The sequence below is a fragment of the Pantoea sp. FN0307 genome (assembly GCF_050113815.1).
Lineage (GTDB): Bacteria > Pseudomonadota > Gammaproteobacteria > Enterobacterales > Enterobacteriaceae > Mixta > Mixta alhagi.
Genome location: NZ_JBNJSO010000001.1, coordinates 412,638 through 433,280 on the forward strand (window position 1 = coordinate 412,638; position 20,643 = coordinate 433,280).

The window sequence follows — 20,643 nt, forward strand, 5'->3', positions numbered from 1 at the left end:
TATCGCCTTTTCATTCTCTGCGCTACAGCAGGCAGAGCTGAGGGCGGTTACTGGCGATAGCCCTCCAGGAAACGGCCAAATTTGCCGATGGCCATCTCCAGATCGTCAACGCGCGGCAGAGTCACGATGCGGACATGATCCGGCCACGGCCAGTTGAAAGCCGATCCCTGTACCAGTAGCACTTTTTCCTGTAGCAGAAAATCCAGCACCATTTTTTGGTCGTCGTGCAGGTTGAATTTTTTCGCATCGATACGCGGGAACATATAGAGCGCGCCCTGCGGCTTGACGCAGGTTACGCCAGGGATGTCATTAATCAGTTCCCAGGCGCGCTGGCGCTGCTCGTAGAGACGTCCGCCCGGCATGATAAATTCGCTGATGCTCTGGTAGCCGCCCAGCGCTGTCTGAATAGCGTGTTGCGCCGGGACGTTGGCGCAAAGGCGCATAGACGCCAGCATCTCCAGCCCTTCAATATAGCCTTTGGCATGTTTTTTCGGGCCGTTAAGCACCATCCAACCCTGACGGAATCCCGCAACGCGATAGGTTTTTGACAGACCGTTAAAGGTTACGGTAAGCAAGTCGGGCGCCAGTGCGGCGATAGAGTGATGCTGCGCGGCGTCATAAAGGATTTTGTCGTAAATTTCATCGGCAAAAATAATCAGATTATGTTCGCGGGCAATTTCCACAATCTCCAGCAGCAGCTCTTTGCTGTAGACGGCGCCGGTAGGGTTATTCGGGTTGATAATCACAATACCGCGGGTACGCGGCGTAATTTTGCTGCGAATATCGGCCAGATCCGGAAACCAACCGGCGGATTCATCGCACAGATAATGAACCGCTTTACCGCTGGAAAGGGAAACCGCAGCGGTCCACAGCGGATAGTCCGGCGCAGGCACCAGCATCTCATCGCCGCTGTTTAACAACGCCTGCATTGACTGAACAATCAATTCAGATACGCCGTTACCGATATAAATATCTTCTACGGTAACGTCGCGCATATTGCGCGCCTGGTAATGTTGCATAATAGCTTTGCGCGCCGAATAGAGCCCTTTTGAATCACAATATCCCTGAGCGCCAGGCAGGTTACGAATAACATCGACCAGAATCTCATCCGGGGCTTCAAAGCCAAACGGAGCGGGATTGCCAATATTTAATTTCAGAACCTTGTTGCCTTCTTCTTCAAGGCGTTTGGCCTCTTTTAACACCGGACCGCGGATGTCATAACAAACATTATCCAGCTTTGACGATTTTTCGATTGTTGAATTCATTACATGCGCCTTTACTGACAGAACTGCGTTCCTGCCGTGGAAATAAACCCGCTCAATTTACTCTTCTGCTCCTGCGATTTGAAGGGCAAGGCTGGCTTTTGGCGCAACTGAAAGGCAATAAGGAGCTGGCTGGTATGCAACGTCAGGCAACCTTGATTAGCTGGATTAAAAAACCAAAATTTTGCTTAAATCCAGCATAAAGCACCAGGGTGCTCTTCTGACTGTAAAAATCTCTTCACGGTATGCGAGCTGGATCAGAAAAAGAAACAAATTAAGATAAAAAAAGTAGATTGATGCGGAGTGAAACAGTTAAATTTTACTACTTAAAGTGCCGATAACCTGAAAGGGGTATAATGATTAAACGGGTTGGATACTTTTCTGCTGTTTTGCCATCAAGCACCCCATTGCGCTTCAGGATGCTTTTCAGCCAGCGAGCCGTTAAAAACAATCGTTAAAAAAAAGCTCAATAATGCTAAAACCGCGCTTTATTGATAAGAAAAATGCGATTGGGGCTTAAAAATTAGACGTCGTTGTGGCAGGATATCCATCAACGGGCTTTGTGATAAAACAAACACGCCTGACTGTAGCCAGAATTAAAACGGCGGCAGTAAAGGTTAAGTCCGGCGATTTATTGGTTTTTTTGCGTTGCGCAGTTTTGCAAACGCAGTATGTAGAAATTATGAACCAGCGGCCCCGTAGTTAACTTGCCTGAAGTTGGCGCGGTTTCCATCACTAAGCAGGGCGCATTTTGCGTCTACTGTTGCAGCGCTCCGGCGCTGAGTATTTGGTCATTAAATACCGGCGGCACTGGCTGGTCTGTATGCATTCCTCCAGCGGTATTATGAAAAGCAGCTTTTCTTTTTGCAGTGTTGAGCTGTCGCTTCCGGCTTATCGGAGACGTCATTGTTGCCATCTTAAATCTCCGTTTGACATTTGATCGGCGGGAGTAACACCAGGGTAGTTGTTCTTAAAAACTTATAAGTGAAGAAAAATATGACTAATGCAAATCGTCCGATACTTAATCTCGATCTCGATCTGCTGAGAACTTTCGTTGCAGTAGCAGATCTCAACACCTTCGCCGCCGCCGCCGCTGCCGTATGCAGAACGCAATCAGCTGTTAGCCAGCAGATGCAGCGTCTGGAGCAGCTGGTAGGCAAAGAACTTTTTGCCCGTCATGGCCGTAATAAGCTGCTGACCGAGCATGGCATTCAGCTGCTCGGCTATGCCCGTAAAATTTTACGTTTCAACGATGAAGCCTGTACCTCGCTGATGTACAGCAACGTCCAGGGCGTACTGACTATCGGCGCGTCGGACGATACGTCAGATACCATTCTGCCGTTCTTGCTGAACCGCGTGACCTCTGTCTACCCGAAACTGGCGATTGATGTACGCGTGAAGCGCAATCCGTTTATGATGGAAATGCTCAACCAGGGCGAAGTTGACCTGGTAGTGACCACCTCCAGTCCGGGTTCCTTTACTCATCAGGTGCTGCGCACTTCGCCAACACTGTGGTACTGCGCTGCGGATTATATTTTCCAGCGCGGCGAAGCGATCCCATTGGTGCTGCTGGACGAGCCAAGTCCGTATCGCGATATGGCGATCGACCATCTGAATGAAGCTGGCATTCCGTGGCGCATCTCTTACGTGGCCTCTACGCTGGCTGCGGTTCGCGCCGCCGTGAAAGCGGGCCTGGGCGTGACCGCACGTCCGGTAGAAATGATGAGCCCTGAACTGCGCGTAATGGGCGCGGCTGAAGGCCTGCCAGTGCTGCCGGATACGCAATACCTGCTGTGCCGCAATCCGGACAGTGAAAACGAACTGGCGTTGGCTATTTTCAACGCCATGGAATCCAGCAACGACCCATACAATCTGTCCTTAACAGGGCAGGGTGATGCAATGTTGCTGGATGATGAAGAATAAGTATAAAAATGAGACGTTTTCTCATTTAGAATGTGATTTCTGATTCTAAACTGTTAAAAAAAGGCCTCTTAGCTCGGTAACGATCTAAGAGGCCTTTTTGTTGTTCTTTTTGCTGCTATTTTTGCCCTTTCCTGGCAACTTTCTTTGTGATACTTCCTGCCATAATGAAACGCGATTTTAAAACGTAATGTTTCTTGTTGTAATCAGCCTTTGTTGCGCATTTGCCTAAAAATTACCCACCTGAATTGTCTGTTATTTTATCAAAAAGGGCAAAAGTGTGTCCTGGATCAAAAAAATAACCCCGCAAAGGGGCAGGAAATCTGCCGTTTTCCTGTCAAAATATGTTTGTTAAATGCACGATCCAACCGTGCAAATACCCACTACACTTAATTTACATTCTCAAACTGACACGATTTAGCTTAATTATTACGCATCATATGTTAATAAAATGCTGCAGCTGTAAATTAACGTGTGGATACTTTTGCCAAAGTTGACAAAAGGTTATAGAAAGGGGTAAAAAACCCCATTAAATTGCTGCTTATAGGTTAATGACAGCATAATTTATAAGGTTTTTCATCCTTCCCTTGAATTAATGTGGTGTGTTCTTCGCTATCGGCATCGCAGGACGCTAAACGCCACTTTTGATGAGTAAGCAGAGAGTATGTCAACAACCACAGAAGTTATCGCTCATCACTGGGCATTCGCTGTTTTTATCGTTGTCGCTTTTGGGCTATGTCTCTTTATGCTGGCTGGTGGCTGGCTGTTAGGCGGTCGCGCCCGCGCACGTAATAAAAACACTCCCTTTGAATCAGGTATCGATCCGGTTGGCAGCACGCATTTGCGCCTTTCTGCCAAGTTCTACCTGGTGGCTATGTTCTTCGTTATCTTCGACGTAGAAGCCCTGTTTTTATATGCATGGGCGACTTCTATCCGCGAAAGCGGGTGGGTCGGCTTTGTTGAAGCCACAATTTTCATTTTGGTGCTGTTGGCTGGTCTGGTTTATCTGGTGCGTATTGGTGCGCTGGATTGGGCGCCTGCGCGTCGTCGCGTAGACGTTGACACTGGTAAGGTCACTAACACCAACCCTCAAAAGCAGTAACAGCGAGGCATTAAGATGGACTATACGCTCACCCGCATAGACCCCAACGGTGAGAACGACCGTTATCCCCTGCAGAAACAGGAGATCGTTTCCGACCCTCTGGAGCAGCATGTCCACCGCAGCGTTTATATGGGCAAGTTGGAAAACGCACTGCATGACATGGTGAACTGGGGTCGTAAGAACTCTCTGTGGCCGTTTAACTTCGGCCTCTCCTGTTGTTATGTCGAAATGACCACCTCTTTTACCTCGGTGCATGACGTCGCCCGCTTTGGTTCCGAAGTTATTCGAGCCTCTCCGCGTCAGGCTGACTTCATGGTGGTAGCCGGTACGCCATTTACCAAAATGGCCCCGGTTATTCAGCGTTTGTACGATCAGATGCTGGAGCCGAAATGGGTGATTTCCATGGGGGCTTGCGCTAACTCAGGCGGCATGTATGACATCTATTCAGTGGTGCAGGGCGTTGATAAGTTCCTGCCGGTGGATGTGTATATCCCTGGCTGCCCGCCGCGCCCGGAAGCCTATATGCAGGCGCTGCTGCTGTTGCAGGAATCCATTGGTAAAGAACGTCGTCCGCTCTCCTGGGTCGTTGGCGATCAGGGCGTTTATCGCGCCAATATGCAGTCCGAGCGTGAAAGGAAGCGCGGCGATCGCATTGCGGTAACGAACCTGCGTACCCCGGACGAAATTTAAATCAACAATTTATGGATGGGGCCTGACACGCAGCGCAATAATACGACCAACCAACGCGCGCACCTCATCCTGACACCAACGACTTCGTGCCTGTTTTCAGGCCAATGGTGAGTAACGTATGACAGATTTGACCACGCAAGATTTCGCTCAGCCTGCATGGCAAACCCGGGATCACCTGGATGATCCGGTGATCGGCGAGTTGCGTAACCGTTTTGGGCCGGATGCCTTTACCGTTCAGGCGACGCGAACCGGCATTCCTGTGGTTTGGGTGAAGCGTGAACAGCTGCTGGAGATTACGGAATTCCTGCGCAAGCTGCCAAAGCCCTATGTGATGCTGTATGACCTGCATGGCATGGATGAGCGCCTGCGTACCCACCGTAACGGGCTGCCCGCTGCGGATTTTTCCGTTTTCTACCATCTGCTTTCTATTGAGCGCAACAGCGACATTATGCTCAAGGTGGCCTTGTCTGAAAATGACATGCATCTGCCAACCATCACTAAAATTTTTCCTAACGCCAACTGGTATGAGCGTGAAACCTGGGAAATGTTTGGCGTCACCTTTGACGGGCATCCTCATCTGACGCGCATCATGATGCCGTCAACCTGGGAAGGGCACCCGCTGCGCAAAGACTATCCGGCGCGCGCGACAGAATTCAATCCTTTTGAGCTGACTAAACAGAAAGAGGATCTGGAGATGGAAGCGCTGCGTTTCAAGCCGGAAGATTGGGGCATGAAGCGTGGCACCGAAAACGAGGACTTTATGTTCCTCAACCTCGGTCCGAACCACCCATCGGCGCACGGTGCATTCCGCATCGTCATGCAGCTGGATGGTGAAGAGATCGTCGACTGTGTGCCTGATATCGGTTACCACCATCGCGGCGCAGAAAAAATGGGTGAGCGCCAGTCCTGGCACAGCTACATCCCTTACACCGACCGCGTGGAATATCTGGGCGGCTGCGTTAACGAAATGCCTTACGTGCTGGCGGTTGAAAAGCTGGCGGGCATCGTGGTGCCGGATCGCGTTAATGTCATTCGCGTGATGCTCTCTGAGTTGTTCCGCATCAACAGCCATCTGCTTTATATCTCTACGTTTATTCAGGACGTCGGTGCCATGTCACCGGTGTTCTTTGCTTTTACCGACCGCCAGAAAATTTATGACGTTGTGGAGGCTATTACTGGCTTCCGTATGCATCCCGCCTGGTTCCGTATCGGCGGCGTCGCACACGATCTTCCGAAAGGCTGGGAACGTCTGCTGCGTGAATTCCTCGACTGGATGCCGAAGCGCCTGAAGGAATATGAAACCGTGGCGCTGAAAAACAGCGTGCTGGTAGGTCGTGCTAAAGGCGTTGCCGCTTATGGTAAAGATGAAGCGCTGGCCTGGGGCACCACCGGTGCTGGTCTGCGCGCTACCGGCATCGACTTTGACGTGCGTAAATGGCGTCCCTATTCCGGCTATGAGAATTTCGATTTCGAAATTCCGGTAGGTGATGGCGTCAGCGATGCTTATACCCGTGTGATGCTGAAGATGGAAGAGATGCGTCAGAGCCTGCGTATTCTGGAGCAGTGCCTGAACAACATGCCGGCCGGGCCGTTTAAAGCCGATCATCCGCTGACCACGCCGCCGCCGAAAGAGCGTACGCTGCAGCATATTGAAACCCTGATTACCCACTTCCTGCAGGTCTCCTGGGGACCGGTAATGCCTGCGAACGAATCGTTCCAGATGATCGAAGCGACCAAGGGGATCAACAGCTACTACCTGACCAGCGACGGCAGTACCGTAAGCTATCGCACGCGTATTCGTACGCCAAGCTTCCCGCACCTGCAGCAGATCCCATCAGTGATCCGCGGCAGCCTGGTATCCGATCTGGTCGTTTACCTGGGTAGTATCGATTTTGTTATGTCAGACGTGGACCGCTAATTATGCACGATCAAAAAATTGCTATCGAAACGATCGACCCGACCGAGGTCTTTGAGCTGAGTGCAGCAGAACGCGACGCGATTGAGCATGAAAAACACCATTATGAAGATGCACGCGCAGCCTCAATTGAAGCGCTGAAAATCGTGCAGAAACAACGCGGCTGGGTGCCGGATGGTGCCATTAATGCCATTGCTGAAGTGTTAGGTATTCCCGCCAGCGATGTTGAAGGGGTTGCTACCTTTTACAGCCAGATTTTCCGTCAGCCGGTTGGCCGCCACGTGATCCGCTATTGCGACAGCGTGGTTTGTCATATCACCGGTTATCAGGGCATTCAGGCGGCGCTGGAACAGTCGCTGAACATCAAACCGGGCCAGACCACCACGGATGGCCGCTTTACGCTGCTGCCAACCTGTTGCCTGGGTAACTGTGATAAAGGCCCGACCATGATGGTGGATGAAGATACGCACGTTCACCTGACGCCGGAAAACATTCCATCGTTACTGGAGCAGTATCAATGACAATAAAAGAGATCATTCGTACTGCGGAAACCCATCCGCTGACCTGGCGTATGCGTGACGACAAGCAGCCGGTGTGGTTTGACGAATACCGTAGCAAAAATGGCTATGCCGGTGCGGAAAAAGCGCTGAAAGGCCTGGCACCTGACGAAATCGTCGCGATAGTTAAAGACTCCGGCCTGAAAGGGCGCGGCGGCGCAGGCTTCTCCACCGGTCTGAAATGGAGCCTGATGCCGAAAGATGAGTCGATGAATATCCGTTACCTGCTCTGTAACGCCGATGAGATGGAGCCGGGTACCTATAAAGACCGCCTGCTGATGGAGCAAATGCCGCACCAGCTGGTGGAGGGGATGCTGATCAGCGCTTTTGCGCTGAAAGCGTACCGTGGATATATCTTCCTGCGCGGTGAATATATTGAGGCGGCGGTACATCTGCGTCGCGCCATCGCCGAGGCTACCGAAGCGGGCTTCCTGGGTAAAAATATTCTTGGCACCGGCTTTGATTTCGAACTGATCGTTCATACCGGCGCTGGCCGCTATATCTGCGGCGAAGAGACGGCGTTGATTAACTCACTGGAAGGACGTCGCGCCAACCCGCGTTCCAAGCCGCCATTCCCGGCCTCTGCCGGTGCCTGGGGCAAGCCGACCTGCGTTAATAACGTGGAAACCCTCTCTAACGTGCCGGCCATTCTGGCTAACGGCGTGGAGTGGTACAAGGGGCTGTCGAAGAGTGAAGATGCCGGTACCAAAATGATGGGCTTCTCCGGTCGGGTAAAAAACCCGGGCGTCTGGGAGCTGCCTTTCGGCATCACGGCGCGTGAAATTCTGGAAGATTATGCGGGCGGCATGCGTGACGGGCTGAAGTTTAAAGCCTGGCAGCCGGGCGGCGCAGGCACAGACTTCCTGACCGAACAGCACCTGGATCTGCCAATGGAATTTGCCAGCATCGGCAAAGCAGGCAGCCGTCTGGGTACCGCGCTGGCGATGGCAGTGGATCACGAAATCAATATGGTTTCGCTGGTGCGCAACCTGGAAGAGTTTTTTGCCCGTGAGTCGTGCGGCTGGTGTACGCCATGTCGCGACGGCCTGCCGTGGAGCGTGAAAATTCTGCGCGCCCTGGAGCAGGGCAAAGGGCAGCCGGGAGATATCGAAACGCTGCTGCAACTTTGTCGTCAGCTGGGCCCAGGTAAAACATTTTGTGCGCATGCACCCGGCGCCGTAGAGCCATTACAAAGCGCGATCAAATACTTCCGTGAAGAGTTTGAAGCCGGTATCGCGCCGCAGGTGTTTGGTAATACGCGTGCCATTAACGGCATTCAGCCAAACCTGCTGAAAGCGCGCTGGTAAAACAGAGCAGCAACGGAAAAGGTGCGCACCGCTTACCCAAAGCATTTCGGATTGCGGCAAGGCGACAACTGAATGAATCCCGCGAGCTTACGCAAGTAAGTGAGCGCGGTGAGTGAAGGCAGCCAACACCGCTGCGGCCTGAAAGGTGAAGGGTAAGAAGAATTGTGTTTAACGCTCGGTGATGCCGAGCCTTACGGAAGCATGTTCACTATGGCTACAATTCATGTAGACGGTAAAGAATATGAGGTAGATGGAGCGGACAACCTGCTACAGGCGTGTCTCTCTCTTGGCCTGGATATTCCTTATTTTTGCTGGCATCCGGCGCTGGGAAGCGTGGGTGCCTGCCGCCAGTGCGCGGTAAAGCAATACCAAAACGCTGAAGATACGCGCGGTCGCCTCGTCATGTCCTGCATGACGCCTGCTGCCGACGGTACCTTTATTTCTATCGACGATGGCGAAGCGAAAGAGTTCCGTGAAAGCGTGGTCGAATGGCTGATGACCAACCACCCACACGATTGTCCGGTATGTGAGGAGGGCGGCAACTGTCATCTGCAGGATATGACGGTGATGACCGGCCACAGCTTCCGTCGCTATCGTTTCACCAAGCGTACCCATCGCAATCAGGATTTGGGGCCGTTTATCTCTCATGAGATGAACCGCTGTATCGCCTGTTACCGCTGCGTGCGTTACTACAAAGATTATGCAGACGGCAAAGATCTGGGCGTATATGGCGCGCATGACAACGTCTATTTTGGTCGCCCGGAAGATGGCACGCTGGAAAGCGAATTCTCTGGTAACCTGGTAGAGATCTGCCCGACCGGCGTGTTCACTGATAAAACCCACTCCGAACGCTATAACCGTAAATGGGATATGCAGTTTGCGCCCAGCATCTGCCAGCAGTGCAGCGTCGGCTGTAACACCAGCCCGGGCGAGCGCTATGGTGAGCTGCGCCGTATTGAAAACCGTTATAACGGCAGCGTGAATCACTATTTCCTTTGTGACCGTGGCCGTTTTGGCTATGGCTACGTTAATCGCAAAGATCGCCCGCGTCAGCCGATGCAGCGTCGCGGCAACGACTGGGTAGCGCTGAATGCTGAGCAGGCGATGCAGGGCGCGGCGGATATTCTGCGTCAGGCGAAAAAAGTGATCGGTATTGGCTCACCGCGTGCCAGCGTAGAAAGCAACTTTGCGCTGCGTGAACTGGTTGGCGCGGCTAACTTCTCAACCGGCATGCCCGCTGGCGAGCAGGCGCGTCTGGAGCTGATGTTGAAAGTGCTGCGTGAAGGCGGTATCCATACGCCCGCGCTACGTGAGATTGAAAGCTACGATGCGGTGCTGGTGCTGGGCGAAGATCTGACCCAAACCGGCGCGCGCGTAGCGCTCTCCGTACGTCAGGCGGTGAAAGGCAAAGCTCGCGAAATGGCGGCGGCGCAGAAAGTAGCCGACTGGCAAATCGCGGCGATCATGAACATTGGTCAGCACGCGAAACATCCGCTGTTTGTCACCAACGTTGATGAAACCCGTCTGGATGATATCGCTGCCTGGAGCTACCGCGCGCCGGTGGAAGATCAGGCGCGTCTCGGTTTCGCTATCGCCCACGCGCTGGACGCAAGTGCGCCGGCAGTAAGCGATTTCGACAGCAGCCTGAACGGTAAACTTGACGTTATTGTCCAGGCGCTGGCCGGGGCGAAGAAACCGCTGATTATCTCTGGTACACATTCTGGCAGTGAGGCGATGATCGAGGCGGCGGCTAACGTCGCTAAAGCGCTGAAAGGGCGCGGTGCCGATGTCGGCATTACGCTGCTGGCTTCCGCAGCGAACAGCGTGGGCCTTGGCATGATCGGTGGCAATACGCTGGAGGATGCGCTGGCGCAGCTGGAAAACGGCAGCGCCGACGCGGTGGTGATTCTGGAAAACGATCTTTATCGTCATGCGCCGAAAGCGAAAGTGGATGCCGCACTGCGCAACGCCGACAGCATTATCGTGGTCGATCATCAGCGCACGGCAACCATGGAAAAAGCAGGTCTGATTCTGTCAGGCGCCAGCTTTGCTGAGAGCGATGGCACGCTGATAAACCAGGAGGGCCGCGCTCAGCGCTTCTTCCAGGTTTACGATCCCTCTTACTACGACTCAACGGTAGTGATGCTGGAAAGCTGGCGCTGGCTGCACTCGCTGCACAGCGCGCTGGAAAGCCGTCACGTCGACTGGACGCAGCTGGATCATGTGATTGATGCCGTGGTTGTGGCGCTGCCGCAGCTGAAAGGCATTAAAGATGCCGCGCCAGATGCCTCATTCCGTATTCGTGGTCAGAAACTGTCGCGTTCGCCACATCGTTCCAGCGGACGTACCGCCGCGCGCGCTAATATCAGCGTGCATGAGCCGCGTCAGCCGCAGGATATGGACACCATGTTCTCCTTCTCTATGGAAGGGAACAACCAGCCCAGCGCGCCGCGCTCTGAGATTCCTTTCGCCTGGGCGCCAGGCTGGAACTCACCGCAGGCGTGGAACAAGTTCCAGGATGAAGTGGGCGGCAAACTGCGTAACGGCGATCCTGGCGTGCGTCTGTTTGAAGCCACGACAGAACAACTGGAGTGGTTTACCCAGGTGCCAACCGCCTTTGCCCGCAACGGCGGCTGGCGTGTTGCGCCTTACTACAATCTGTTCGGCAGCGAAGAGATGACGCAGCGCGCGCCGGTTATTCAGCAGCGTATGCCGCAGGCCGCTCTGGTGATTAACCCGGCCGATGCCGCTCAGCTTGGCGTTAACGTCGGTACAGCAGTGGAGTTCAACTGCTCCGGTGAAACGCTGCGCCTGCCTGTGCGCTTTTCTGACGCACTGCAGGCAGGGCAGGTAGGTTTACCGTTGGGCATGCCGAGCGTACCGCCGTTCCTGTCGGGCGCGACTATTGAGACTCTGCGGGAGGCGGCACAATGAGCTGGTTGACGCCGGACGTTATCGATATCTTGCTGGGCATTCTCAAGGCGATTGTCATCCTGCTGGTGGTGGTCTCCTGCGGTGCCTTTATGAGCTTCGCCGAGCGCCGTCTGCTGGGCCTGTTCCAGAACCGCTACGGGCCTAACCGTGTCGGCTGGGGCGGCTCGCTGCAGTTGGTGGCGGATATGATCAAAATGTTCTTTAAAGAGGACTGGATCCCGCCGTTCACGGATCGCTTTATTTTTACGCTGGCTCCGGTCATCGCCTTCGTTTCACTGCTGTTAGCATTCGCCATTGTGCCGGTCAGTCCGACATGGATGGTGACCGACCTTAACATCGGGCTGCTGTTCTTCCTGATGATGGCGGGTCTGGCGGTTTACGCGGTGCTGTTCGCCGGTTGGGCGAGTAACAACAAATACTCCCTGCTGGGCGCAATGCGTGCCTCTGCACAGACGCTGAGCTACGAGGTGTTTCTCGGGTTGTCGCTGATGGGCGTGGTGGCGCAGGCCGGTTCGTTCAATATGAACGACATCGTTAATAACCAGGCGCATCTGTGGAACATTATTCCGCAGTTCTTTGGCTTCCTGACCTTCTGTATTGCTGGCGTAGCGGTGTGCCACCGTCATCCGTTTGACCAGCCGGAAGCGGAGCAGGAGCTGGCAGATGGTTACCACATCGAATATTCCGGTATGAAATTCGGTCTGTTCTTCGTGGGCGAATATGTGGCGATTACCACGGTTTCCGCGCTGATTGTTACGCTGTTTTTTGGCGGCTGGCACGGACCATGGCTGCCGCCCTTCATCTGGTTCGCCATTAAAACCGCGTTCTTTATGATGATGTTTATTCTGATTCGTGCTGCGCTGCCGCGTCCGCGCTATGACCAGGTAATGTCCTTCGGCTGGAAAGTATGTCTGCCGTTGACGCTGTTGAACCTGCTGGCTACCGCCGCAGTGATTCTGTACAACGCGCAGTAAAGGGGTTGTAACCATGACATTAAAAGACATTATTGTCGGTTTCGGCACCCAGGTACGCAGTATCTGGTTGATGGGCCTGCATGCCTTCGCGAAGCGTGAAACGCAGATGTATCCGGAGGAGCCGGTTTATCTGCCGCCCCGCTATCGTGGCCGTATTGTACTGACGCGCGATCCCGATGGGGCAGAGCGTTGCGTTGCGTGCAACCTGTGCGCCGTCGCCTGTCCGGTCAGCTGTATTTCGCTGCAGAAAGCGGAGACGGTGGATGGTCGCTGGTATCCGGAATTTTTCCGCATCAACTTTTCACGCTGCATTTTCTGCGGCATGTGCGAAGAGGCTTGCCCGACCACGGCGATTCAGCTCACGCCCGATTTCGAGCTGGGCGAGTTCAAGCGTCAGGATCTGGTGTACGAGAAAGAAGACCTGCTGATTTCAGGGCCGGGCAAATACCCGGAATACAACTTCTACCGTATGGCAGGCATGGCGATCGAAGGGAAAGACAAGGGCGAAGCGGAAAACGAAGCCAAACCCATCGACGTCAAAGGCTTGTTACCTTAAGGAGCCCGGCATGGAATTTGCGTTTTATCTTTGTGGTCTGGTGGCGGTGTTAACCACGCTACGCGTGATTACCCACACCAACCCGGTACATGCGTTGCTGTACCTGATTGTTTCGCTGCTGGCGGTTGCTGGCGTCTTCTTTTCGCTTGGCGCCTACTTTGCTGGCGCGCTGGAGATCATCGTTTACGCCGGGGCCATTATGGTGCTGTTCGTCTTCGTGGTGATGATGCTTAACCTTGGCAAGTCGGTTGAGGAGCAGGAGCGCCAGTGGCTGCAGCCTTCGCTGTGGATTGGTCCAGGGCTGGTGTCGCTGCTGCTGTTGGCGGTAATGGTGTATGCCATTATGAGCGCCAATGACCAGGGCATCGACGGCACCGTAATCGATGCGAAAGCGGTCGGTATCAGCCTGTTCGGGCCTTATGTACTGGCCGTTGAGCTGGCCTCTATGCTGCTACTGGCAGGTCTGGTGGTTGCGTTCCATATCGGACGTGAAGATCGTCAGGGCGAAGTGCTTAGCAACCGCGTCAGCGATGCAGCGGTTGCGAAAACAAAGGAGGAACGCGCATGATCCCTCTACAACATGGACTGATTCTGGCAGCCATATTGTTTGTCCTCGGACTCACGTCGCTGGTGCTGCGTCGTAATCTGCTGTTTATGTTAATCGGTCTGGAAATCATGATTAACGCCTCGGCTCTGGCGTTAGTGGTGGCGGGAAGCTACTGGGGGCAAGCAGATGGTCAGGTGATGTATATCCTGGCGATCAGCCTTGCCGCAGCGGAGGCCAGCATTGGTCTGGCGCTGTTGCTGCAGCTCTACCGCCGTCGTCAAACCCTGAACATTGACACAGTGAGCGAGATGCGCGGATGAATCTTCTTTACTTAACCATACTGCTTCCGCTGATCGGCTTTTTGCTGCTGGCGTTTTCTCGTGGCCGCTGGTCAGAAAACCTGTCTGCTACCGTTGGCGTGGGTTCAATCGGACTGACCGCGCTGGTCACTGCCTGGGTTGGCATCGATTTCTTTAACCATGATCGTACGCTGTTTACCCAGGCGTTGTGGACCTGGATGCATGTCGGTAACTTTAATATCGGCGTAACCCTGACGCTGGATGGTCTCTCCCTGACCATGCTGTCGGTGGTAACCGGCGTCGGCTTTTTTATTCACATGTTCGCCTCCTGGTATATGCGTGGGGAAGAGGGCTATTCGCGCTTCTTCGCCTATACCAACCTGTTTATCGCCAGCATGGTGGTTCTGGTGCTGGCCGATAACCTGTTGCTGATGTATCTCGGCTGGGAAGGCGTGGGCCTCTGTTCTTATCTGCTGATTGGTTTCTATTACACCAATCCGGATAACGGCAAGGCGGCGATGAAGGCGTTTATCATTACCCGCGTGGGTGATGTATTCCTCGCCTTTGCGCTGTTCATTCTCTATAACGAGCTGGGCACGCTGAACTTCCGCGAAATGGTCGAGCTGGCACCAGCGCACTTCGCTGCTGATAACCATATGCTGCAGTGGGCTACGCTGATGCTGTTGGGCGGCGCGGTCGGTAAATCGGCGCAGCTGCCGTTGCAGACCTGGCTTGCTGATGCGATGGCGGGTCCGACGCCGGTTTCGGCGTTGATCCACGCGGCGACCATGGTGACCGCGGGCGTTTATCTGATCGCCCGTACGCATGGGCTGTTCCTGATGACGCCGGAAGTACTGCATCTGGTGGGTATCGTTGGTGCGGTGACGCTGGTGCTGGCAGGTTTTGCGGCGCTGGTACAGACCGATATCAAACGCGTCCTGGCCTATTCCACCATGAGCCAGATCGGTTATATGTTCCTGGCGCTGGGCGTTCAGGCATGGGATGCCGCTATTTTCCACCTGATGACCCACGCCTTCTTTAAAGCGCTGCTGTTCCTTTCTTCTGGTTCGGTAATTCTGGCCTGCCACCATGAGCAGAACATTTTCAAAATGGGCGGCCTGCGTAAAAGCATTCCGCTGGTTTATGTCTGCTTCCTGGTGGGTGGTGCGGCACTGGCTGCGCTGCCGCTGGTTACCGCTGGCTTCTACAGTAAGGATGAGATCCTGTTCGGCGCACTGGCGAACGGTCATGTCAATCTGATGGTTGCCGGTTTAGTTGGTGCTTTCCTGACCTCGATTTACACCTTCCGCATGATCTTTATCGTGTTTCACGGTGAAGAGAAAATTCATGCGCATGCAGGCAAAGGGATCACGCATCATCTGCCTCTTATCGTGCTGCTGGTTCTTTCCACCTTTATTGGCGCGCTGATTACGCCGCCGCTGGCTGGCGTACTGCCTGCCAGCGAACATGGCGAAGCGGGTAAAATGGGGCTGGAAATTGCTTCGGGCGTGGTGGCCATCGTCGGCATTCTGATTGCCGCCTGGCTCTGGCTCGGCAAGCGTACGCTGGTTACCAGCGTGGCGCGCAGCGCTCCGGGGCGTTTCTTCGGCACCTGGTGGTTCGCCGCATGGGGCTTCGACTGGCTGTATGACAAAATTTTCGTTAAGCCTTATTTAGGCATCGCCTGGCTGCTGTCACGCGATCCGCTGAATATGCTGCTGAATACGCCGGCTCTGGTATCACGCCTGGCGAATAAAGGGCTGGCGGTAAGCGAAAATGGTTATCTGCGCTGGTACGTCGCTTCCATGAGCATCGGTGCCGTTGTGGTGCTGGCGTTGCTGCTGGTGATGTAAGGTTAGTGAGCGGAAGGCGGCGTTGCTGCCTTCCACCCGATAAGCTTGTGAAAAAACCTGAGATTGGGCTGACCGGTTATCTTTGCCGGCGGCTCATGCAGGACTAGAAAAGGGACCGTAACCGCCATGTTATTACCTTGGCTAATTGTTATCCCATTTGTTGGCGGCTTTCTGTGCTGGCTCGCTGAGCGCTTAGGCGCGAAGACGCCGCGCTGGATCGCGCTGATTACAATGGGCTTGACGCTGGCGCTTTCACTGCAGCTCTGGTTGCAGGGAGGCTATTCACTGACCCAGGCGGCAGGTTTGCCGCAGTGGCAATCTGAGTTCTCCGTTCCCTGGATCCCGCGCTTCGGCATCGCTTTCCACCTTGCACTGGATGGCCTGTCGCTGCTGATGGTGGTGCTGACTGGCCTGCTGGGCCTGATGGCAGTGCTCTGTTCCTGGAATGAAATTGAGAAATATCAGGGCTTTTTCCACCTCAATCTGATGTGGATCCTCGGTGGCGTTATCGGCGTATTCCTTGCCATCGATATGTTCCTGTTCTTCTTTTTCTGGGAAATGATGCTGGTGCCGATGTACTTCCTCATCGCGCTCTGGGGTCATAAGGCATCAGACGGGAAAACCCGTATCACTGCCGCCACCAAATTCTTCATTTATACCCAGTCCTCTGGCCTGGTAATGTTGATTGCGATTCTTGGCCTGGTGTTTGTGCATTACCGCGCGACCGGCGTCTGGACATTCAACTATGAAGAGTTGCTGCACACTCCGATGTCACGTGGCGTGGAATATCTGCTGATGCTCGGCTTCTTTATCGCCTTTGCGGTAAAAATGCCGGTGGTGCCGCTACACGGCTGGTTGCCGGATGCGCACAGCCAGGCGCCAACTGCCGGTTCCGTGGACCTGGCCGGGATCCTGCTCAAAACCGCCGCTTACGGTCTGCTGCGCTTTAGCCTGCCGCTGTTCCCGAACGCGTCGGCGGAGTTTGCGCCTATTGCAATGTGGCTGGGGATTATCGGTATTTTCTATGGCGCATGGATGGCGTTCTCGCAAACCGATATCAAACGTCTGATCGCCTACACCTCGATTTCCCATATGGGCTTCGTGCTGATCGCCATCTATACCGGCAACCAGCTCGCTTTCCAGGGCGCGGTGGTGCAGATGATTGCGCATGGCCTGTCAGCTGCGGCGCTGTTTATCCTGTGCGGCCAGCTTTATGAGCGCCTGCATACGCGTGATATGCGTGAGATGGGCGGCCTGTGGTCACGCCTGAAGTGGATACCGGGTCTGTCGCTGTTCTTTGCAGTGGCCAACCTTGGCATGCCGGGCACCGGTAACTTTGCTGGCGAATTTATGATTCTGACCGGCAGTTTCCAGGTGGTGCCGACGATTATCGTTATCGCGACTTTTGGTCTGGTGTTTGCTTCTGTTTACTCGCTGATCATGATGCAACGCGCCTATTATGGTGCGCCAAAGTCGGAAACGCCGCTGCGCGGCATGTCCGCACGTGAGTTCATCATGATTATGGTGCTGGTGGTTCTGCTGGTGCTGCTTGGAGTCTATCCACAGCCGATCCTGGACACCTCACACGCTGCAATGAGCAACATTCAGCAGTGGTTTACCGCTTCAATTTCAACTACAAGGCCGTAATTCGCCATGACAATAACTCCTCAACAACTGATCGCGCTGTTGCCGCTGTTGATCGTCGGATTGACGGTGGTGGTTGTGATGCTGTCCATTGCGTGGCGACGCAACCATTTTGCCAATGCGACGCTGACCGTGATTGGCCTTAACCTGGCGCTGTTGTCACTTTGGTTTGTGGGCCAGGCAGGACCGATGGACGTCACGCCGCTGCTGCGCGTTGATGGTTTCTCGATGTTCTATACCGGGATGGTGATGCTGGCGAGTCTGGCCACCTGTACCTTCGCCTATCCGTGGCTGCAGGGCTTCAGCGATAACTGCGACGAGTTCTATCTGCTGGTGCTGATTGCCGCGCTGGGCGGCGTGGTGCTGGCAAGCGCTAACCATATGGCTTCGCTGTTTATCGGCGTGGAACTGCTGTCGTTGCCGCTGTTTGGCCTGATTGGCTACGCTTTCCGTCAGAAACGTTCGCTGGAAGCGGCGCTGAAATATACCATCCTGTCGGCAGCGGCCTCATCCTTCCTGCTGTTTGGTATTGCGCTGGTGTATGCCGATGCCGGTAGCCTGAGCTTTGTGGAACTGGGTAAAAACCTGAGTGACACCGTGCTGCATCAGCCGCTGCTGCTGCTGGGTCTTGGCATGATGATTGTCGGTCTGGGCTTTAAACTGTCGCTGGTGCCGTTCCATCTCTGGACGCCAGACGTGTATCAGGGCGCGCCTGCTCCGGTCTCCACTTTCCTGGCGACCGCCAGCAAGATCGCCATTTTTGGCGCGCTGATGCGTCTGTTTATGTATGCTCCGGCTACCGATAGCGAAGCGGTGCGCAACGTGCTGGCGATTATCGCTGTGGTTTCCATCCTGTTTGGTAACCTGCTGGCGATCAGTCAGAGTAATATCAAGCGTCTGTTGGGTTACTCCTCTATCTCGCATCTGGGTTATTTACTGGTTGCGCTGATTGCGGTGCAGTCTCATCAGATGTCACTGGAAACCGCCGGTGTTTATCTGGCTGGCTACCTGTTCAGCAGCATCGGTGCCTTTGGCGTAGTGAGCCTGATGTCCAGCCCGTATCGTGGTCCGGATGCCGACTCGCTTTACTCCTATCGCGGCCTGTTCTGGCATCGTCCGGTACTGTCAGCAGTGATGACAGTAATGATGCTGTCGCTGGCCGGTATTCCAATGACGTTGGGCTTTATTGGTAAGTTCTATGTGATTGCGCTGGGCGTTAGCGCCTCGCTGTGGTGGCTGACCGGTGCGGTGGTATTAGGCAGCGCCATTGGCCTTTATTACTATCTGCGCGTTACCGTTAGCCTCTATCTTAGCCCGCCTGAGCTGCATACGCGCGATACGCCAGCTAACTGGGCGTTTACCGCGGGCGGCATCGTGGTGCTGATTTCCGCCATTCTGGTTCTGCTGCTGGGCGTTTACCCACAGCCGCTTATCAGCCTGGTACAGATGGCGCAGCCGCTGATGTAAGTCAGCCGATAAAGAGAAAGCCCTGTAGCGATACAGGGCTTTTTTTTTGGCATCAGAAATGATATTGCAGGCCAGCGGTCAGGCTGTAATTTTTATGACTCACGCCGCCGCCTCCCTTCTCGCTATAATCATAGGTCTGTTGGTCATAATCAATTATCTGCATTTGCCCGCGACTTTGCCGGTAATCTTCCCAACTTAGCGCTGCCAGCACTTTTAACTGTGGTGAAAGATAATAGCCTGCATCCATGCTGGCGGCCCAGTAATCACTACGGCGGGTTTTGACGCGAAAGGTATTATAATCGGTGTAATGCTCGTCATTATCGTGTGCGTTGGTAAACGGGGAATATTTAATCAGCGCGTTAAGCTCCAGTTTTTTATAACGATACTGTCCGGCGATGCCGAGCCAGGGCGCGGAAAAACGCTGCTGATAAGCGGCGGCACGCTCATCACGGGAAAAACGGCCGATATCGGCACCGTTATCATAGATATAACTGCCGCCCTGTGCCTGCCAGCTGATCCGCGTCTGCTGATAACCCAACGCTGCGCCAAGCTTATATTCCGGTTGCTGTAGCAGCCAGCCGGTAATGCTGACGGCAAACTGATTAGCATAGTTAAGACGGGCAGCAGGCCAGGTAGACCAGTCGCTCCAGTGCGACTGGTTATCAACCATCCAGTCATAGTCATCCATCTTTGCGCTGCCCCGCGCCAGGGTTGTCCAGCCGCTAAGCGCCAGGCTAAGTTGCGGCGCAATCTCCCAGTCGAGATGGCCACGAATAACCGCTGCGTTCTTTATTTTCCAGTCCAGCTCGCTATTTTTATGCCCTTCGTCGTAAACGTATTCGTTGGATTTGCCACCGAGCCAGCCAGTCGCCAGTGTAAATGTTACCGGATAAGAGGGGAGACTGTTGGCGATCGCCAGCGGGCTCATTAGCCACAGCGTCAAGGGGAGCGTTCCGTTGCAAAGCGCTTTTATCGATTTCATCTTCAACCTCCTGTTGATATAAAAGCGCAGGCATTTTTCCATGATTTTTAAAACGATACCGGTTTTTTAAGCATCGATTGAGGTTATATTAAACCGGCATAACGCGCATTATTAGCAGGCAAAATTGATGTTCGATGGCGACATGTGGCTAAAACCAAGGGGAAAGCAGGCGTATGGAGTTAACCTGGTACGATTTGCATCATAGCGAACTAAACGTTCAGCAACTGCATGACATTCTGGCTCTGCGTAATCGCGTTTTTATCGTCGAGCAGCAGTGCGCGTATGAAGATATTGATGGGCAGGATTTAGCGCGTGATAACCGCCATATTTTTGCGCTGGGCGAAGGAAGAATACTGGCTTGCGCACGTATTCTGGCGCCAGAAAATGCCGACAGCCCGGTAAAGATTGGGCGCGTGATTGTTACCAGCGAAGCGCGGGGATTACAGCTCGGCTATCGCCTGATGGAAAGGGTTCTGGAAAGCTGTGAGCAGTACTGGCCTGAACGTCAGCAGTTTCTTTCGGCGCAGGCGCATCTACAGCGCTTTTACGCATGCATGGGTTTTAAGCCGCAGGGCGAGGTCTATCTGGAAGATAATATTCCGCATATCGATATGATGAAGTAATACGTAACAGG

Annotated in this window: 18 protein-coding genes; 16 read left to right on the forward strand and 2 right to left on the reverse strand. The window is 54.0% G+C overall.

Annotation, left to right across the window (positions count from 1 at the left end):
- Nucleotides 1-47 precede the first annotated feature (47 nt).
- Nucleotides 48-1,265, reverse strand: coding sequence for a pyridoxal phosphate-dependent aminotransferase (locus ACQE3Z_RS01975; RefSeq protein WP_426971878.1), 1,218 nt, complete (start codon nt 1,263-1,265; stop codon nt 48-50).
- Here ACQE3Z_RS01975 and ACQE3Z_RS01980 point away from each other — a divergent pair.
- The 15 genes from ACQE3Z_RS01980 (at nt 1,253) to nuoN (ending at nt 19,027) form a co-directional block, all read left to right on the forward strand.
- On the forward strand, nt 1,253-1,465 hold the full coding sequence (locus ACQE3Z_RS01980) for a hypothetical protein (RefSeq protein ID WP_426971879.1): 213 nt from the start codon (nt 1,253-1,255) through the stop codon (nt 1,463-1,465). The genes ACQE3Z_RS01975 and ACQE3Z_RS01980 overlap by 13 nt on opposite strands.
- Before the next feature lie 793 nt (nt 1,466-2,258).
- Nucleotides 2,259-3,185 carry a transcriptional regulator LrhA gene (lrhA, locus tag ACQE3Z_RS01985; RefSeq protein WP_085071017.1) on the forward strand — a complete coding sequence of 309 codons (927 nt, stop codon included), beginning with the start codon at nt 2,259-2,261 and terminating at the stop codon, nt 3,183-3,185.
- A 661-nt stretch (nt 3,186-3,846) separates the two neighbouring features.
- Nucleotides 3,847-4,284: an NADH-quinone oxidoreductase subunit A gene (locus tag ACQE3Z_RS01990; RefSeq protein ID WP_085071018.1), complete on the forward strand. Its 438-nt coding sequence runs from the start codon at nt 3,847-3,849 to the stop codon at nt 4,282-4,284.
- 15 nt (nt 4,285-4,299) lie between these two features.
- Nucleotides 4,300-4,974: a NuoB/complex I 20 kDa subunit family protein gene (locus tag ACQE3Z_RS01995; RefSeq protein ID WP_085071019.1), complete on the forward strand. Its 675-nt coding sequence runs from the start codon at nt 4,300-4,302 to the stop codon at nt 4,972-4,974.
- Between the two features lie 118 nt (nt 4,975-5,092).
- Nucleotides 5,093-6,892, forward strand: a complete 1,800-nt coding sequence (gene nuoC / locus ACQE3Z_RS02000) for an NADH-quinone oxidoreductase subunit C/D (RefSeq protein ID WP_426971881.1) — start codon at nt 5,093-5,095, stop codon at nt 6,890-6,892.
- A 2-nt stretch (nt 6,893-6,894) separates the two neighbouring features.
- The gene (gene nuoE / locus ACQE3Z_RS02005; RefSeq protein WP_085071021.1) at nt 6,895-7,410 is read left to right on the forward strand and encodes an NADH-quinone oxidoreductase subunit NuoE; all 516 of its coding nucleotides are present in this window, start codon (nt 6,895-6,897) and stop codon (nt 7,408-7,410) included.
- A gap of 2 nt (nt 7,411-7,412) precedes the next feature.
- On the forward strand, nt 7,413-8,753 hold the full coding sequence (nuoF, locus tag ACQE3Z_RS02010) for an NADH-quinone oxidoreductase subunit NuoF (RefSeq protein ID WP_208615357.1): 1,341 nt from the start codon (nt 7,413-7,415) through the stop codon (nt 8,751-8,753).
- A 210-nt stretch (nt 8,754-8,963) separates the two neighbouring features.
- Entirely contained in the window at nt 8,964-11,687 is a 2,724-nt protein-coding gene (gene nuoG, locus ACQE3Z_RS02015; RefSeq protein WP_426971883.1) for an NADH-quinone oxidoreductase subunit NuoG, read from the forward strand.
- Nucleotides 11,684-12,661 (forward strand): NADH-quinone oxidoreductase subunit NuoH, encoded by a 978-nt coding sequence (gene nuoH / locus ACQE3Z_RS02020; protein ID WP_426971885.1) that lies wholly within the window; start codon nt 11,684-11,686, stop codon nt 12,659-12,661. Before nuoG ends, nuoH begins: the two co-directional genes overlap by 4 nt.
- Nucleotides 12,662-12,674: 13 nt before the next feature.
- The gene (gene nuoI / locus ACQE3Z_RS02025; RefSeq protein ID WP_426971887.1) at nt 12,675-13,217 is read left to right on the forward strand and encodes an NADH-quinone oxidoreductase subunit NuoI; all 543 of its coding nucleotides are present in this window, start codon (nt 12,675-12,677) and stop codon (nt 13,215-13,217) included.
- Nucleotides 13,218-13,227: 10 nt separating this feature from the next.
- Complete coding sequence (nuoJ, locus tag ACQE3Z_RS02030; RefSeq protein ID WP_426971888.1) at nt 13,228-13,785, forward strand: NADH-quinone oxidoreductase subunit J; 558 nt, start codon at nt 13,228-13,230, stop codon at nt 13,783-13,785.
- Nucleotides 13,782-14,084 carry an NADH-quinone oxidoreductase subunit NuoK gene (nuoK, locus tag ACQE3Z_RS02035; RefSeq protein ID WP_085071027.1) on the forward strand — a complete coding sequence of 101 codons (303 nt, stop codon included), beginning with the start codon at nt 13,782-13,784 and terminating at the stop codon, nt 14,082-14,084. The genes nuoJ and nuoK overlap by 4 nt, the downstream gene beginning before the upstream one ends.
- The gene (gene nuoL, locus ACQE3Z_RS02040; protein WP_426971890.1) at nt 14,081-15,916 is read left to right on the forward strand and encodes an NADH-quinone oxidoreductase subunit L; all 1,836 of its coding nucleotides are present in this window, start codon (nt 14,081-14,083) and stop codon (nt 15,914-15,916) included. Before nuoK ends, nuoL begins: the two co-directional genes overlap by 4 nt.
- Nucleotides 15,917-16,042: 126 nt before the next feature.
- Complete coding sequence (gene nuoM, locus ACQE3Z_RS02045) at nt 16,043-17,563, forward strand: NADH-quinone oxidoreductase subunit M (protein ID WP_426971892.1); 1,521 nt, start codon at nt 16,043-16,045, stop codon at nt 17,561-17,563.
- Nucleotides 17,564-17,569: 6 nt separating this feature from the next.
- On the forward strand, nt 17,570-19,027 hold the full coding sequence (gene nuoN, locus ACQE3Z_RS02050; RefSeq protein WP_426971893.1) for an NADH-quinone oxidoreductase subunit NuoN: 1,458 nt from the start codon (nt 17,570-17,572) through the stop codon (nt 19,025-19,027).
- A gap of 52 nt (nt 19,028-19,079) precedes the next feature.
- Here nuoN and ACQE3Z_RS02055 read toward each other — a convergent pair whose 3' ends face one another.
- Nucleotides 19,080-20,009 carry an omptin family outer membrane protease gene (locus tag ACQE3Z_RS02055; protein ID WP_426971895.1) on the reverse strand — a complete coding sequence of 310 codons (930 nt, stop codon included), beginning with the start codon at nt 20,007-20,009 and terminating at the stop codon, nt 19,080-19,082.
- Between the two features lie 173 nt (nt 20,010-20,182).
- On the opposite strand from ACQE3Z_RS02055, the gene ACQE3Z_RS02060 reads away from it, so the two are divergent.
- Entirely contained in the window at nt 20,183-20,632 is a 450-nt protein-coding gene (locus tag ACQE3Z_RS02060) for a GNAT family N-acetyltransferase (RefSeq protein ID WP_426971897.1), read from the forward strand.
- The last annotated feature ends 11 nt before the right edge of the window (nt 20,633-20,643 follow it).